A 14,059-nucleotide genomic window follows, 5' to 3' on the forward strand; every position below is an offset into this window, starting at 1 on the left:
AAACATCCTGATAAAGCCCTACTATTATATACACCCCAAAATATTATGTGAAGACACCTACTCACTCAGTTATAATACTATGTGATTTTCAAGATTTTATTGAGATTATTATAAATGGCTAACTTTTATTTTAAATCAACAAGTTTAACAAATTTTACCTTTGCAGTGGTTATATGGTTTGCACTGGCAGCCCATTGTAAAGCTTATGTCAATCTCAATGAGAAATGGACTCAAAATACGAACGGCCTGTGGTCACTTAGTATCACTCCGAGTGGAACTTTTGATGCATTAATATCAAAAAGTGCTACATGTTACGATCCTGGTCTCGGCGGTAAGTGTATAGGGCGATGGATAATATCTGTTAATGGCGGGGCGGGGAGTACTTATAAAGTTTGTAGCCCAACTTTAGAATTCTCTAAGGGAAGCAGTTATGGTTCAGCCCTGTCTAATATGCAAAGTAAAACTATTGGCGTAAAATGTACACTTTCTAACTTCCAAGTCAACGGCAATGAGAAAATATGTATTTACAGTAGCGCTAGTGGAGTCTGGCGGGATGGTAGCACTTATTATTCACTGGGCATCCCTTTTTATGGGGATTCATATCCATGTAATTCTGGCTCAGGTGGTGGTGGAGTCGAACCACCGATTAAACCAGCCAGTTGTTCAATTGAAAATATTTTCTTTGATCATGGTTCGGTTATCAGTGGTGAGCTTAATGGTAAGAATTCTAGCTTACAACAAACGGTAGAATGTACGCAAAAATCGACAGTTAGAATAAGAATTCAAAATGATGGAAAAATAAAATTAAATACAGATGGGTCCCTGTATTCAGTCATTTCGATTGATGGAAACGATGGAGAGGCAACCATGGTTATTGATAACACCAAAAAAATTGATTTCACTTCAACTCTTCATTATACGGGTAATGATTCTTTAACTGGGGTTTTCAATAACGCTTCAGTGTTGTATTTAGATATACAGTAGGGTTACGTATTCTTTGTTACAGTTTTCAATCGAATGTTAGACCTATTTAGATCTTGGCACCTGATAAAACTAACGTCTCTGCCTGGAATCTCTTATGTGTCATTTTGATCTTTTAAAAGATAAAGCCCTTCCTATGTAAAATGAATTATTGCAGGGCACAATTTATTCTGTGCCCTTTTACCATGGCAATGACGTTCTTTCACAGTTAATCCGCTTGTCCCTTTACGATAGTTTCCTGTCCTTTTTTGGCCTTCTTTCCTTGCTAATCCCCATTCATCATAGCGTTAATCCCCTTTAGCAGGAGTCCAGAAATGACTGATACCGTACTGTTAGTGATTGACGCGCAGCAATCCTTCTATCATCGTGGCTACAACGAGGCAGCAGAAACGCCAGCGTTTGAGCAGGCGCTAAGCACGCTGATTGCCGGCTGTCAGGCGAAAGGCATTCCGGTGGTGGATGTGTTCCATGTCGAAGACGAGGGCCCGTTCTCGTTGGATTCGGGCCTGGTGACGCGCCTGCCATTTATCACCCATGAAGCGACGGGCACCGTGCAGAAGCGTATCCATAACGCCCTGACCGACTCCGGCCTGATGACCTGGCTGGTGCAGAACCAGGTAAAGCACGTAATTATCAGCGGCCTGCGCACCGAGCAGTGCTGTGAAACCACGGCGCGCGTCGCCTCGGACTTCGGCTATCGCGTCACCTTCGTCACCGAAGCAACGCTGACTTTCCCCATTACCCATGACGGCATTACTCTGAGCATTGCAGATTTACGCCACCGCACCGAAAGCGTGCTGATCAACCGCTTTGCGCAAATCCGCACCGTTGAGGGCTGCCTGCAGGAGCTTGCATAACATGACTATCCCGGTGTGGTTTATCACCCTGCCCGGCGTGATGGCGCTGGATCTCACCGGCCCGGCGGAGACGCTGAAGCTGGCGCGAGATGCCTTTTCCCTGCGCTATATCGGCCCCGATGAAAGCGTGCTGATGTCGACGGATATGCTGGTCAGCCGTATTGAACCGCTGCCGGCGTCGCTGCCGGACGGCAGCCTGCTGGTGCTGCCCGGCGTTAGCGACTCAAAGGTGTGGTTTGATACGCCACAGGCGATGGCGGTGCGCAACTGGCTGATGCGCATGCAGCCCGCGATCCACGCGCGTAAAATCACCCTGGTGTGCGTCTGTTCCGGGGCGCTGCTGGCGGCGAAAGCCGGGTTGATGAAAGGGGTGAGCTGCACCACGCATCACGAAGTGATTGAGCGTCTGAAAGCGGCAGAACCCGCTGCATTGGTGAAAGAAAACCGTATTTTCGTTGAAGATCGCGGCATCTGGACCAGCGCGGGCATTACCGCGGGCATCGATTTATGCCTGCATCTGATCGGTCATCTGTGCGGTTCGCAGGTGGCGCTGGATGTGGCGCGGGAAATGGTGGTCTATTTTCGTCGTTCGGGCGAGGATCCGCAGCTGTCACCGTGGCTGCGCCACCGCAACCATATCCACCCGGCGATCCACCGCGTGCAGGATCTGCTGACGCTGCAGCCGGAGCAGGAGTGGCCGCTGGAGGAGATTGCCGCCCGGGTCCACGTCAGCTCGCGCCACCTGACGCGCCTGTTCCGCCAGCATCTTGGCATTAGCGTGCGCGACTACCACGAGCAGCTGCGCCTGACGATTGCCCGGCAGCGGCTGCACAGTGGGGAAAACAGCGAACGCGCCGCCCTCTCCGCTGGCTTCTCCTCGTCACGCCAGCTGCGCCGCGCTTTGCAGCGCTGGCAGGAGTGAAGTCACCCCCCGCGATTTCAATTTGCTGAATTACTGTGCTAGTGTTACCTGTAACATTGTCACAGTCTGTTTCAGATTAAGGATAAGGTTTGCCTATAAAAAACGATGAACAATTATACTGGCTGCACCTCGGGGCGGGGGCTTTTCACCGCGCACATCAGAGCTGGTATCTTAATCAACTTCACCAGCAGGGCGACCGCAGCTGGGCCCTCTCCCTCGCCAATATTCGCAACAGCAGCACTCAGCAAACCCTGCAACAGCTTTCCCGCCAGCAGGGGCGTTACACGCTGGAAATTATCTCACCGGATGGGGAAAAACAGTATCAGCCGATAGAGGCGATCGGCGAGGTGATTTTATGGGATAACGAGCTTAAGTCGCTGGTTGCCCGCGGTGCCGACCCCCGCACCAGAATCATCTCTTTCACCGTCACCGAGGGCGGCTATTTCCTCAATGAGGACGGTCATCTTGACCTGACACACCCGGCGATTGCCGCCGATCTCGCGCAGCAGCAAGAGACCAGCACGCTGTATGGTGCGTTAGTCAAAATCCTGCAGCAGCGTATGGACGATAACAGCGGTGCCGTCACCCTGCTAAACTGCGATAACCTGCGCAATAACGGCGACAGCGTGGCGCGTGGACTGCGCGAATTCGTCGCCGCACAGGGTAATCAAGCGCTGCTGGCGTGGATTGAGCGCAATACCTCCGCACCCAATGGCATGGTGGACCGCATTACGCCAAAATTTGATGAGGCGATCTTCGCGCGGCTGGCACAGCAGGGTATTACTGACGACCGTGCGCCGCTCTCCTGCGAGTCCTTTAGCCAGTGGGTGCTGGAAGATAACTTTATTGCCGGGCGCCCCGCGCTGGAGCGTGCAGGGGTGGAGTTTGTCAGCTGCGTCACGCCGTATGAAGAGGCAAAAATCCGCGTGCTCAATGCCAGCCATAGCGGCATTGCCTGGGCAGGGGCGCTGTTGGGTAAACAGTATATTGATCAGAGCCTGCAGCCGGTTATCAGCCAGTGGATGCGCGATTATGTGCAGCAGGATGTCGCCGCCGCGCTGGGCGAGACTCAGGTCGATCTGGCGCTTTATTGTGATACCACGCTAAACCGCTTTAGCAACCAGTGGGTGCGCGATACGACCCAGCGCGTTTCGTCGGACAGCATCGCTAAACTGCAGCAGTTTATCGTGCCGACGCTGAAAGCCCGCTATCAGCAGCAGAGCTCGCCGCACGCCGCGCTGATCCTGCCGGCGCTGCTGTTCCGCTTTATGCAGCTGCGCCAGCGCGGCGAGCTGCCGTTTGAGTATCAGGATCGCGCCCTTAATGAGGTGCCGTTTGATGCGATCTTCGCCAGCGACGATCCGCTACAAGCATTTATCCAGGAGAAAACGCTGTTTGGTTCACTGGCCGCTATCCCACAGTTCGCGCAGGATATGCGCCGGGCGCTGGAGCGGGTCGACAGTGGCTTACAGCAGACACGAGGTCAGTCATGAAAAATCTGTTAATTGTTGCCGCCACTATTGCGCTGGCGCTGTTATCCATCATCTTTCTGTCGCCGTGGCCGGTCTGGCTCGGCACGCTGGCCGCGTGGGTGACGACCGGCTCGTTCTGCCTGCAGGTGATGCATATCGTCAAAAATAAAGACACCAGCGGCCTGTCGCTGGGGATGTGGGCGGCCCTGTTCTTCGGCGTCTCCTGCTGGACCTGGTACGGTCACCGTATGCACGATGTGCCGGTGATGGCCGCCAACGGCATTACCGCCCTGCTGGCGCTGACGGTGATCCTGCTCAAGCTGTGGCACGAGCGCCCGATGCCCAACCCTAACCGCCGCAGGCTGGTGCGCATGCCGGGGGTGATCCTCAACCCGCGTATCCGCCGCCTGCGCCCGTTAAAAGTGGCGCGCAGCGAGCGCAAAAAAGGTCAGCTCACCAAGTGACGCTGATCGATGCGCCGCAGGCCGATAGCCAGCAGCAGGCTACCGGCCAGGGTAACACCGAACACCAGCGGAATGTCGATCAGCGGGTGGTCGGTGTTATCGAGATGATGGGTGCGCATAAAGTGGATAAACAGCGCATGGAAGCCGTAGATCGGTAGCGAGTTACGCGCAATCAGCGCAAAGAACGGATTGACGCGATGGTTCATGGTGTTTTTAAACAGCACCAGCAGGCTGACGGCGGCAATAAACACCGCCGGGCCGCAGTAGAGATACCAGGTATCGGCAAAGGCGCCGTTAATCGCGAACTGCCGTTTAGTGCCGAAGGCAATCAGCGCCACGCAGGCGATAAAACTCCCCCCCGCCAGCCAGCTGACGCCGCGCTTTTGCGTGTCCATGGTGCCGATCGCCCGGCCAAGCAGCGCGTACAGCAGGTAATAAATCGTATCGCCATTGATATACAGATTGATCGGCAGCCAGTGGAAGCGGGCGATCGAGCTGTCAACGGTGTTCGGGTTCGCCAGCAGCGCCAGCACCAGCGTGGCGATAGCCAGATAGCGGGCGCTGACCGCTTTAACCTGAATCAGAGGGGAAAACAGGTAGATAGCGATGATCGCGAAGAAGAACCACAGGTGGTAGAACACCGGCTTCTGCAGCAGATGTTTCACCGACATCGCCTCATTGATCGGCGTCAGCAGCGTGACATAAACCAGCGCCACCGCGCTGTAAAACAGCAGGCACAGCACAATGCGCAGAAAGTGGCGCCGCTCGGCGCTGCGCTCGCCGAAGAACAGGTAGCCGGAGATCATAAAGAAGATCGGCACGCACACGCGCGACGCGGAGTTAAGCAGGTTGGAGAGGTCCCAGCTGTGTTCTCCTACCGACATGCCGGTGGTGACGTACCAGGTGGTGGTGTGGATCATAATCACCATCAGGCAGGCAACCGCGCGTAAATTATCTATCCAGCCAATCTTTTGCGACATTTCGTCCTCATTTCCCGGCAAAGTCTGCATCAATGCGAGATTGAGGGTAGCCAGGTGGCTGCGCTTCAACAACCCGGCCAAAGGAAAATTCAGAACAGGATGAACCGATTTATGGCGCGGCGGTGAAATATCCCTGAATGAATCCTTCTGTGCCTTTTGGTAATAGGCCCGGTCAAAGGGTATACTGGCGCCCACTTTTTATCACCACTCGTATCGCGTGCGAAATCATCATGCAAAAGTTTGATACCAAGACCTTTCAGGGCCTGATCCTGACCTTACAGGATTACTGGGCGCGCCAGGGCTGCACCATCATCCAGCCGCTGGATATGGAAGTGGGCGCGGGCACCTCTCACCCCATGACCTGCCTGCGTGCGCTCGGTCCCGAGCCGACGGCGGTTGCCTACGTGCAGCCTTCGCGCCGCCCGACCGATGGCCGCTACGGTGAAAACCCGAACCGCCTGCAGCACTATTACCAGTTCCAGGTGATCATCAAGCCATCGCCGGATAACATTCAGGAGCTGTACCTCGGTTCGTTAAAAGAGCTGGGTATGGATCCGACCATTCACGATATTCGCTTCGTGGAAGATAACTGGGAAAACCCTACCCTGGGCGCCTGGGGTCTGGGCTGGGAAGTGTGGCTGAACGGCATGGAAGTGACGCAGTTCACCTACTTCCAGCAGGTTGGCGGCCTGGAGTGTAAGCCGGTAACCGGCGAGATCACTTACGGTCTGGAGCGCCTGGCGATGTATATCCAGGGCGTCGACAGCGTGTACGATCTGGTATGGAGCGACGGCCCGCTGGGTAAAACCACCTACGGCGACGTGTTCCATCAGAATGAAGTGGAGCAGTCCACTTACAACTTCGAATACGCCGATGTCGACTTCCTGTTTACCTGCTTCGAGCAGTACGAGAAAGAGGCGCAGAGCCTGCTGGCGCTGGAAAAACCGCTGCCGCTGCCGGCCTACGAACGTATTCTGAAAGCCGCACACAGCTTTAACCTGCTGGATGCGCGTAAAGCGATCTCCGTCACCGAGCGCCAGCGCTATATTCTGCGCATCCGCACCCTGACGAAAGCCGTGGCTGAAGCCTATTATGCCTCCCGCGAGGCACTCGGCTTCCCGATGTGCAATAACAAGAAATAAGAGGCAGCCATGACTGATAAAACTTTTCTGGTGGAAATTGGCACCGAAGAACTGCCTCCGAAAGCGCTGCGCAGCCTTGCCGAGTCCTTCGCTGCCAACGTGACCGCCGAGCTGGATGCTGCGGGCCTGGCCCACGGTGAAGTGAGCTGGTTCGCGGCCCCGCGCCGTCTGGCGCTGAAAGTCGCCAGGCTGAGCGCCGCACAGCCGGATCGCGAAGTTGAAAAACGTGGCCCGGCAATCCAGGCGGCATTCGACGCCAACGGCGTGGCAACCAAAGCGGCCGAAGGCTGGGCGCGCGGTTGCGGCATCACCGTTGACCAGGCCGAGCGCCTGAGCACCGATAAAGGCGAGTGGCTGATGTACCGCGCACAGGTGACGGGCGAAAGCGCCCAGGCTCTGCTGCCGGCGATGATTGCCACCTCCCTCGCTAAGCTGCCGATCCCGAAACTGATGCGCTGGGGTGCTTCCGAGGTGCAGTTCGTGCGCCCGGTCCACACCGTCACGCTGCTGCTGGGCGATGAGCTGATCCCGGCGAAAATCCTCGGTATCGACTCTGCCCGCACTATTCGCGGCCACCGCTTTATGGGCGAGCCGGAGTTCACCATCGATAATGCCGACCAGTATCCGCAGATCCTGGTCGAGCGCGGCAAGGTCCAGCCGGACTTCGAAGCGCGTAAAGCAATGATCAAAGCCGGTGCGGAACAAGCCGCCGCGCAGATTGGCGGCGTCGCCGACCTGAGCGAAAGCCTGCTGGAAGAGGTGACCTCGCTGGTTGAGTGGCCGGTCGTGCTGACGGCGAAGTTTGAAGAGAAGTTCCTCGCGGTTCCGGCGGAAGCGCTGGTCTACACCATGAAGGGCGACCAGAAATACTTCCCGGTGTACGACAATGCGGGCAAGCTGCTGCCGAACTTTATCTTCGTCACCAACATCGAGTCGAAAGACCCGCAGCAGATTATCTCCGGTAACGAGAAAGTGGTGCGCCCGCGCCTCGCCGACGCCGAGTTCTTCTTCAACAGCGACCGTAAGCGCCGCCTGGAGGATAACCTGCCGCGTCTGGAGACCGTGCTGTTCCAGAAAGAGCTGGGTACGCTGCGCGATAAGACCGACCGTATTCAGGCGCTGGCGGGCTGGATTGCCGCACAGATTGGTGCAGATGTGAATCACGCCACCCGTGCTGGCCTGCTCTCCAAGTGCGACCTGATGACCAACATGGTGTTTGAGTTCACCGACACTCAGGGCGTGATGGGCATGCACTACGCGCGTCACGACGGCGAAGCCGAAGACGTGGCGGTGGCGCTGAACGAGCAGTATCAGCCGCGCTTTGCCGGTGACGATCTGCCGTCTAACCCGGTAGCCTGTGCGCTGGCGATTGCCGATAAGATGGATACCCTGGCGGGCATCTTTGGTATTGGTCAGCATCCGAAAGGCGATAAAGACCCGTTCGCACTGCGCCGCGCCGCGCTGGGCGTGCTGCGTATTATCGTTGAGAAGAACCTGCCTCTCGACCTGCAGACCCTGACGGAAGAAGCCGTGCGCCTGTATGGCAGCAAGCTGTCGAACGCCAAAGCGGTGGATGAAGTGATCGACTTTATGCTCGGTCGTTTCCGCACCTGGTATCAGGAAGAGGGCCACAGCGTGGATACTATCCAGGCCGTGCTGGCTCGTCGCCCGACCCGCCCTGCTGACTTTAATGCCCGCATGCGAGCAGTGTCTCACTTCCGCACGCTGGATGAAGCAGCCAGCCTGGCGGCCGCCAACAAGCGCGTCTCCAACATTCTGGCGAAGGCAACCGAGCCGCTGAACGACAGCGTGCAGGCGTCGCTGCTGAAAGAGAATGAAGAGATTAAGCTGGCGACCTACGTCTCCGCGCTGAGCAGCAAACTGGCACCGTTCTTCGCCGAAGGCCGTTACCAGGATGCGCTGATCGAGCTGGCCCAGCTGCGTGAAGCGGTGGATAACTTCTTTGATAAGGTGATGGTGAATGCCGAAGAGAAAGAAGTGCGTATCAACCGTCTGACGCTGCTGGCAAAGCTGCGCGAACTGTTCCTGCAGGTCGCGGATATCTCGCTGCTGCAGTAACCTTTGCGGGCGGACCGGAAAAGAGGGTCCGCCCCTACATGATTGAGATTGCCCCGAACCGTACGGGGCGACCTTCTTTTACGGTCGCCCCGCGTTGAGGGTTTGCACCCGCCGTCATGAAGACCATTTTTTCCGGTCGCCCCGTATTCCGTTCATCCTGTTTTACAATTCCTCCTTGCCCCTGGCGCCTCATTTCCCTACCCTGTGCGGTTTTTGCCAACCAGGTAGACACTATGCACTCCTCTGGATTCGCTGCCAAAGCAGCTAACACCCCGCTGGAACCTTTCGAATTTATCCGCCGCGATGTACAGCCTGGCGATGTGCTGATCGACATTCACTACTGCGGCGTCTGCCATTCTGACCTGCATATGGCGCGTAACGAGTGGGGCGTCAGCCAGTTCCCGCTGGTGCCTGGCCATGAAATTGTCGGGCGCGTCATCAGCACCGGCCACGCGGTCAGCCACGTGAAAGCGGGCGATCTGGTCGGCGTCGGCGTCATGGTCGACTCCTGCGGCCACTGTGCGCAGTGCCATAGCGGTGAGGAGCAGTATTGCGAAGCGGGCTTTACCGCGACCTATAACGGCGAAGAGAAAATCATCGGCGGCAAAACCTTCGGCGGCTATGCCGATAACATCGTCGTCGACGGCAAATTCGTGGTCAGCGTGCCGGAAAACCTCGAGCTGAGCGCCGTGGCGCCGCTGCTGTGCGCGGGCGTGACCACCTGGTCGCCGCTGAAGCACTGGAACATCCAGCCGGGCCAGCGTGTTGGGGTGATCGGCCTGGGTGGCCTGGGGCATATGGCGGTCAAGCTGGCGCATGCGCTGGGCGCGGAAGTGGTGCTGTTTACCACCTCCCCCGCGAAGGGGGCAGATGCGCTGCGCCTCGGGGCGACGCAGGTTGTGGTCTCCAAAGACGCGGAGCAGATGGCGAGCGTGGCGAACAGCCTGGATATGATCCTCGACTGCGTGGCCGCCCCGCACGACCTCGACCCTTACCTCAATGCGCTGAGAACCAACGGTCATCTGGTGCTGGTCGGCATTCCTGACGCGCCGCACAAATCGCCGAACGTCACCCCTGTGGTGTTTAAGCGCCTGAGCATTTCCGGCACTTCAATCGGCAGCATCAAAGAGACGCAGGAGATGCTCGATTTTTGCGGCCAGCACAATATCGTGTCCGAGGTGGAAGTGATCCGTCTTGATCAGGTCGAGCAGGCGTTTGAGCGCATGCTGAAGGGCGATGTGAAGTACCGTTTTGTCATTGATATGAAAGCCGGGAAATAAGCCTTAAAAACCAAAAACCCGCCTCGGGGCGGGTTTCTTCTGCTAGCCCAGCAGCTGTCTGCCAAGGCAAGGATTCGAATGTAATAACTTCATTAATTTCTGTGCACTGCCTGATGGCCTGGTGCGGTTTGCCTCCCAGCTTTTCACCGACGAAACGCTCACGCCTAATGCCTGGGCAAACTCACCTATCTGCATGCCGGTAATTTCCCGAACGCGCTTAGGCTCGGGGAGATTCACCTCGCTTTTCGCTACGGGTGCGGCCTGCATCATCACTTCACGCGTTAACACTATCTGCTCCAGACTGGACAGCAGCTCCGACATAGGATCTTTCAACTCCATAAGCACTCCTCAAAAACTCACATCACGTGAACAACCAGAGGGGGGAGAACCTGAGTCTCAGGTTCTGAATGCTGGCATACAACAGCCGCTGGGGAGCTTTTAAGGCAGCACAGGGAAATGCCAGAGACTTAAGTATGGGATCAATTCTGTGAAGCGGAGCCATATTTTATGCTTATTTTTCAAACTTGCTTAAAATCAGCTAACTGGGGTCACAACAATCAGAAGAATCGCGCTATCCGCTATCCATCAAAAGTGAATTGGACTATTCTTTACCCAGAATTTATCTGTCAGCCAATTCGGTAAGTACTTGTTAACAGGAGTTAATTTTTTATGACTACAGGAACATCACGCATCTGGACGCGTCTGCTGGTGCCATTTATGGCACTGTTTCTGGTGTTGCAGCTAACCGGCTGTGGCGACAAAGAAGCCGATCAGCGTAAAGCCTTCATCGATTTTCTGCAAAATACCGCAATGCGCAGCGGTGAACACCTGCCGAGCCTGAGTGAAGATCAGAAGCAGAAATTTGGCGCTTACGTCAGCGACTACGCGATTATTTACGGCTTCTCCCAGCAGGTGAATAAAGCGGTCGATTCCGGCCTGAAGCCGGTGGTGGACGAACTGTCTGCTATCCGTACTCCGCAAGATTACCTGACGCGCCGCGACTCGCTGCGCCAGGCGAGCGGTTCACTGGGCGTGCTGGCCCAGCAGATCCAGGCCGCGAAGACGCAGGCCGACAGCAGCAAGGGTGCCCTTAAGCAGCCGGAAGAGCTGAAGACGGTGTATGACAACGTCTATAACAAAGTGGTGACTCAGCCTGCTGCTTCGCTGGCCCCGCTGTTACCGGCGCTGCAGACGCTGAGCCAGGACGCGGTACAGACGGGTGATTTCCTGCAGCAGCAGGGGACTCGCGTCAGCTTCAACGGCTCGACGGTACAGTTCCCGACGCAGGAGCAGGCCACGCAGTACAACACGTTGATGAGCAACCTGAGCGCGAATGCTCAGGCGCTGCCGCAGGCACAAAGTGCATTGCAGGGTGGTTTCCAGTAAGTCATTCGTCAGGGCCGGAGATCTTCGGCCCTTTCTCTCTCTTTCGCGTCAATAATTAATTTCCTGCCGTAATTTTATTACATCAGAGTCGGCCGGCAGATTGATCGGCCAATGAAGTGTGATCTGGCGCGTTTTGCCTCAAAATATTTTGTGACTTGAATCACAAAAAAGCTACAAAGCCACAACGTTAATTTGTGATTCATGTCACATCAATACGCTACAATCGATTAAATTTCAGGCTAAGTCCTTTTGCTACAGTGAATAAATGTGATCTTCATCACTGAAAAACCCCATCTACCCCACCCTTCATAGTGATCTGCATCACACTTTAGCCCGCCGCTACGCAGCACCATATCCGCGTGATAAAGTCCGCCTGCATACAGTGATACTGACGGTTTAACCCGCTGTCACGTCTAAAACAAAAATCAACGCGCTCTCTTATTGTCAGCGCGTACCAATAAGGGGTGTTTGTTTATGTCCTCATCAGATATCAAGATCAAGGTTCAGAACTTTGGTCGCTTTCTGAGCAACATGGTAATGCCGAATATCGGGGCGTTTATCGCCTGGGGTATTATCACCGCGCTGTTTATTCCAACCGGATGGCTGCCAAACGAAACCATGGCGAAGCTGGTTGGTCCGATGATTACCTATCTGCTGCCGCTGCTGATCGGTTATACCGGTGGCCGCCTGGTTGGTGGCGATCGCGGTGGCGTGGTCGGTGCGATTACCACCATGGGTGTGATTGTCGGTGCCGACATGCCAATGTTCCTCGGCTCGATGATTGCCGGTCCACTGGGCGGCTGGGCAATTAAAACCTTCGACCGTCAGATTGATGGCAAGATCAAATCTGGCTTCGAGATGCTGGTGAACAACTTCTCTGCCGGTATCATTGGCATGCTGCTGGCCATCCTCGCTTTCCTGGCGATTGGTCCACTGGTTGAAGGTCTGTCGCATATTCTCGCCGCGGGCGTGAATCTGATGGTGCAGAACAACCTGCTGCCGCTGACCTCTATCTTCGTTGAGCCAGCTAAAATTCTGTTCCTGAATAACGCCATCAACCACGGTATCTTCTCGCCGCTGGGTATCCAGCAGGCCAGCGAAGCCGGTAAGTCGATCTTCTTCCTGATTGAAGCGAACCCAGGCCCGGGTATGGGCGTGCTGATGGCGTATATGTTCTTCGGCCGCGGCAATGCCAAACAGTCCGCCGGTGGCGCGGCAATCATCCACTTCTTCGGTGGTATCCACGAAATCTACTTCCCGTACGTGCTGATGAACCCGCGCCTGATTCTGGCGGTTATCCTCGGTGGTATGACCGGCGTGTTCACGCTGACTCTGCTGAACGGCGGCCTGGTGTCCCCGGCTTCTCCGGGCTCTATCCTGGCGGTGCTGGCAATGACGCCAAAAGGCGCCTACTTCGCGAACATCGCCGCGATTGTCGCTGCTTTTGCGGTCTCCTTCGTGGTCTCTGCCATCCTGCTGAAAACCAGCAAAGTGAAAGAAGATGACGATATTGAAGCCGCGGCTCGCCGTGTGCAGGAGATGAAAGCCCAGTCTAAAGGTCAGAGTGCGGCCGGCGTTGCTGCTGCTGATGGCCTGCACGGTGACCTGAGCCACGTGCGCAAAATCATCGTAGCCTGTGATGCCGGTATGGGCTCCAGCGCCATGGGTGCAGGTGTGCTGCGTAAGAAAGTGAACGATGCTGGTCTGACTGCGGTTTCCGTTACCAACATGGCGATTAACAGCCTGCCGGGCGACGTTGACCTGGTGATCACCCACCGCGACCTGACCGAACGTGCGATGCGCCAGGCCCCTCATGCCCAGCACATCTCGCTGACTAACTTCCTCGACAGCGGCCTGTATACCGACCTGACGGCACGCCTGGTGGAAGCCGGACGCAGCGCCGACCATCGTGAGAAAGTCAGCGCGACGCTGAACGACAGTTTCGATGATGGCCAGGACCACCTGTTCAAACTGAGCGCCAGCAACATCTTCCTCGGCAACGTTGCGACGGATAAAGAGCAGGCGATCCGCTTTGCCGGTGAGCAGCTGGTGAAAGGCGGCTACGTTGAGCCGGAATATGTGGAGGCGATGCTGGCGCGTGAAAAACTGACGCCAACCTACCTCGGCGAATCCATTGCCGTGCCGCACGGCACCGTGGAAGCGAAAGACCGCGTGCTGAAAACCGGCGTCGTGTTCTGTCAGTATCCGCAGGGCGTTCACTTCGGTGAAGAGCCGGAAGATATTGCCCGCCTGGTGATCGGTATTGCCGCGCGCAATAACGAACACATCCAGGTGATTACCAGCCTGACTAACGCGCTCGACGATGACAGCGTGATTGCCCGCCTGGCCAGCACCACCGACGTGCAGGAAGTTCTCGACCTGCTGTCAGGTAAAACCAGCGCCTGAGCCGGTTGAAGTTAATACCTCCCTGGGGGCTGGGCATGCCCGGCCCTTTTTTGCTTTGGGCATGCCCGACCTTTCCATTTTTGATACGGG

The 14,059-nt window shown here is 56.0% G+C and carries 12 protein-coding genes; 10 read left to right on the top strand and 2 right to left on the bottom strand.

Annotation, left to right across the window (positions count from 1 at the left end; translation table 11 throughout):
- Positions 1 to 114: 114 nt before the first annotated feature.
- From ID864_RS20000 to ID864_RS20020, 5 genes are all read left to right on the top strand, one after another.
- Positions 115 to 984 carry an MrpH family fimbial adhesin gene (locus ID864_RS20000; RefSeq protein WP_143355027.1) on the top strand — a complete coding sequence of 290 codons (870 nt, stop codon included), beginning with the start codon at positions 115 to 117 and terminating at the stop codon, positions 982 to 984.
- A 311-nt stretch (positions 985 to 1,295) separates the two neighbouring features.
- The gene (locus ID864_RS20005; protein ID WP_048917859.1) at positions 1,296 to 1,838 is read left to right on the top strand and encodes an isochorismatase family protein; all 543 of its coding nucleotides are present in this window, start codon (positions 1,296 to 1,298) and stop codon (positions 1,836 to 1,838) included.
- A 1-nt stretch (position 1,839) separates the two neighbouring features.
- Positions 1,840 to 2,760, top strand: a complete 921-nt coding sequence (locus ID864_RS20010) for a GlxA family transcriptional regulator (RefSeq protein WP_048917860.1) — start codon at positions 1,840 to 1,842, stop codon at positions 2,758 to 2,760.
- An 89-nt stretch (positions 2,761 to 2,849) separates the two neighbouring features.
- Entirely contained in the window at positions 2,850 to 4,253 is a 1,404-nt protein-coding gene (dalD, locus tag ID864_RS20015) for a D-arabinitol 4-dehydrogenase (RefSeq protein WP_048917861.1), read from the top strand.
- Complete coding sequence (locus ID864_RS20020) at positions 4,250 to 4,696, top strand: SemiSWEET family sugar transporter (protein ID WP_048917862.1); 447 nt, start codon at positions 4,250 to 4,252, stop codon at positions 4,694 to 4,696. Before dalD ends, ID864_RS20020 begins: the two co-directional genes overlap by 4 nt.
- Here ID864_RS20020 and ID864_RS20025 read toward each other — a convergent pair.
- Positions 4,681 to 5,676, bottom strand: coding sequence for an acyltransferase (locus tag ID864_RS20025; RefSeq protein WP_099754766.1), 996 nt, complete (start codon positions 5,674 to 5,676; stop codon positions 4,681 to 4,683). The genes ID864_RS20020 and ID864_RS20025 overlap by 16 nt on opposite strands.
- A gap of 230 nt (positions 5,677 to 5,906) precedes the next feature.
- Between ID864_RS20025 and glyQ the strand changes: the two genes are divergently transcribed.
- The 3 genes from glyQ (at position 5,907) to ID864_RS20040 (ending at position 10,177) form a co-directional block, all read left to right on the top strand.
- Complete coding sequence (glyQ, locus tag ID864_RS20030; protein ID WP_012443081.1) at positions 5,907 to 6,818, top strand: glycine--tRNA ligase subunit alpha; 912 nt, start codon at positions 5,907 to 5,909, stop codon at positions 6,816 to 6,818.
- 9 nt (positions 6,819 to 6,827) lie between these two features.
- Entirely contained in the window at positions 6,828 to 8,897 is a 2,070-nt protein-coding gene (gene glyS, locus ID864_RS20035; RefSeq protein WP_048917864.1) for a glycine--tRNA ligase subunit beta, read from the top strand.
- 233 nt (positions 8,898 to 9,130) lie between these two features.
- Entirely contained in the window at positions 9,131 to 10,177 is a 1,047-nt protein-coding gene (locus tag ID864_RS20040; RefSeq protein ID WP_099754768.1) for an NAD(P)-dependent alcohol dehydrogenase, read from the top strand.
- Positions 10,178 to 10,219: 42 nt separating this feature from the next.
- On the opposite strand, the gene ID864_RS20045 is transcribed toward ID864_RS20040, so the two are convergent.
- A complete protein-coding gene (locus ID864_RS20045; RefSeq protein ID WP_048917866.1) occupies positions 10,220 to 10,516 on the bottom strand; it encodes an HTH-type transcriptional regulator in 297 nt (98 codons plus the stop codon).
- 330 nt (positions 10,517 to 10,846) lie between these two features.
- Here ID864_RS20045 and ID864_RS20050 point away from each other — a divergent pair, with 330 nt between their 5' ends.
- Together ID864_RS20050 and ID864_RS20055 are read left to right on the top strand one after the other, a co-directional pair.
- A complete protein-coding gene (locus ID864_RS20050) occupies positions 10,847 to 11,563 on the top strand; it encodes a DUF3053 domain-containing protein (protein ID WP_048917867.1) in 717 nt (238 codons plus the stop codon).
- Between the two features lie 474 nt (positions 11,564 to 12,037).
- Positions 12,038 to 13,969 (top strand): PTS mannitol transporter subunit IICBA, encoded by a 1,932-nt coding sequence (locus tag ID864_RS20055; RefSeq protein WP_048917868.1) that lies wholly within the window; start codon positions 12,038 to 12,040, stop codon positions 13,967 to 13,969.
- Positions 13,970 to 14,059 lie beyond the last annotated feature (90 nt).

Source organism: Erwinia aphidicola, from assembly GCF_014773485.1.
Lineage (GTDB): Bacteria > Pseudomonadota > Gammaproteobacteria > Enterobacterales > Enterobacteriaceae > Erwinia > Erwinia aphidicola.

Coding starts and splice junctions, on each gene's coding strand:
- ID864_RS20000 (WP_143355027.1), top strand. CDS start 115: ATGGCTAACTTTTATTTTAAATCAACAAGTTTAACAAATTTTACCTTT.
- ID864_RS20020 (WP_048917862.1), top strand. CDS start 4,250: ATGAAAAATCTGTTAATTGTTGCCGCCACTATTGCGCTGGCGCTGTTA.
- ID864_RS20040 (WP_099754768.1), top strand. CDS start 9,131: ATGCACTCCTCTGGATTCGCTGCCAAAGCAGCTAACACCCCGCTGGAA.
- ID864_RS20025 (WP_099754766.1), bottom strand. CDS start 5,676: ATGTCGCAAAAGATTGGCTGGATAGATAATTTACGCGCGGTTGCCTGC.
- glyS (WP_048917864.1), top strand. CDS start 6,828: ATGACTGATAAAACTTTTCTGGTGGAAATTGGCACCGAAGAACTGCCT.
- ID864_RS20010 (WP_048917860.1), top strand. CDS start 1,840: ATGACTATCCCGGTGTGGTTTATCACCCTGCCCGGCGTGATGGCGCTG.
- ID864_RS20055 (WP_048917868.1), top strand. CDS start 12,038: ATGTCCTCATCAGATATCAAGATCAAGGTTCAGAACTTTGGTCGCTTT.
- ID864_RS20050 (WP_048917867.1), top strand. CDS start 10,847: ATGACTACAGGAACATCACGCATCTGGACGCGTCTGCTGGTGCCATTT.
- ID864_RS20005 (WP_048917859.1), top strand. CDS start 1,296: ATGACTGATACCGTACTGTTAGTGATTGACGCGCAGCAATCCTTCTAT.
- glyQ (WP_012443081.1), top strand. CDS start 5,907: ATGCAAAAGTTTGATACCAAGACCTTTCAGGGCCTGATCCTGACCTTA.
- ID864_RS20045 (WP_048917866.1), bottom strand. CDS start 10,516: ATGGAGTTGAAAGATCCTATGTCGGAGCTGCTGTCCAGTCTGGAGCAG.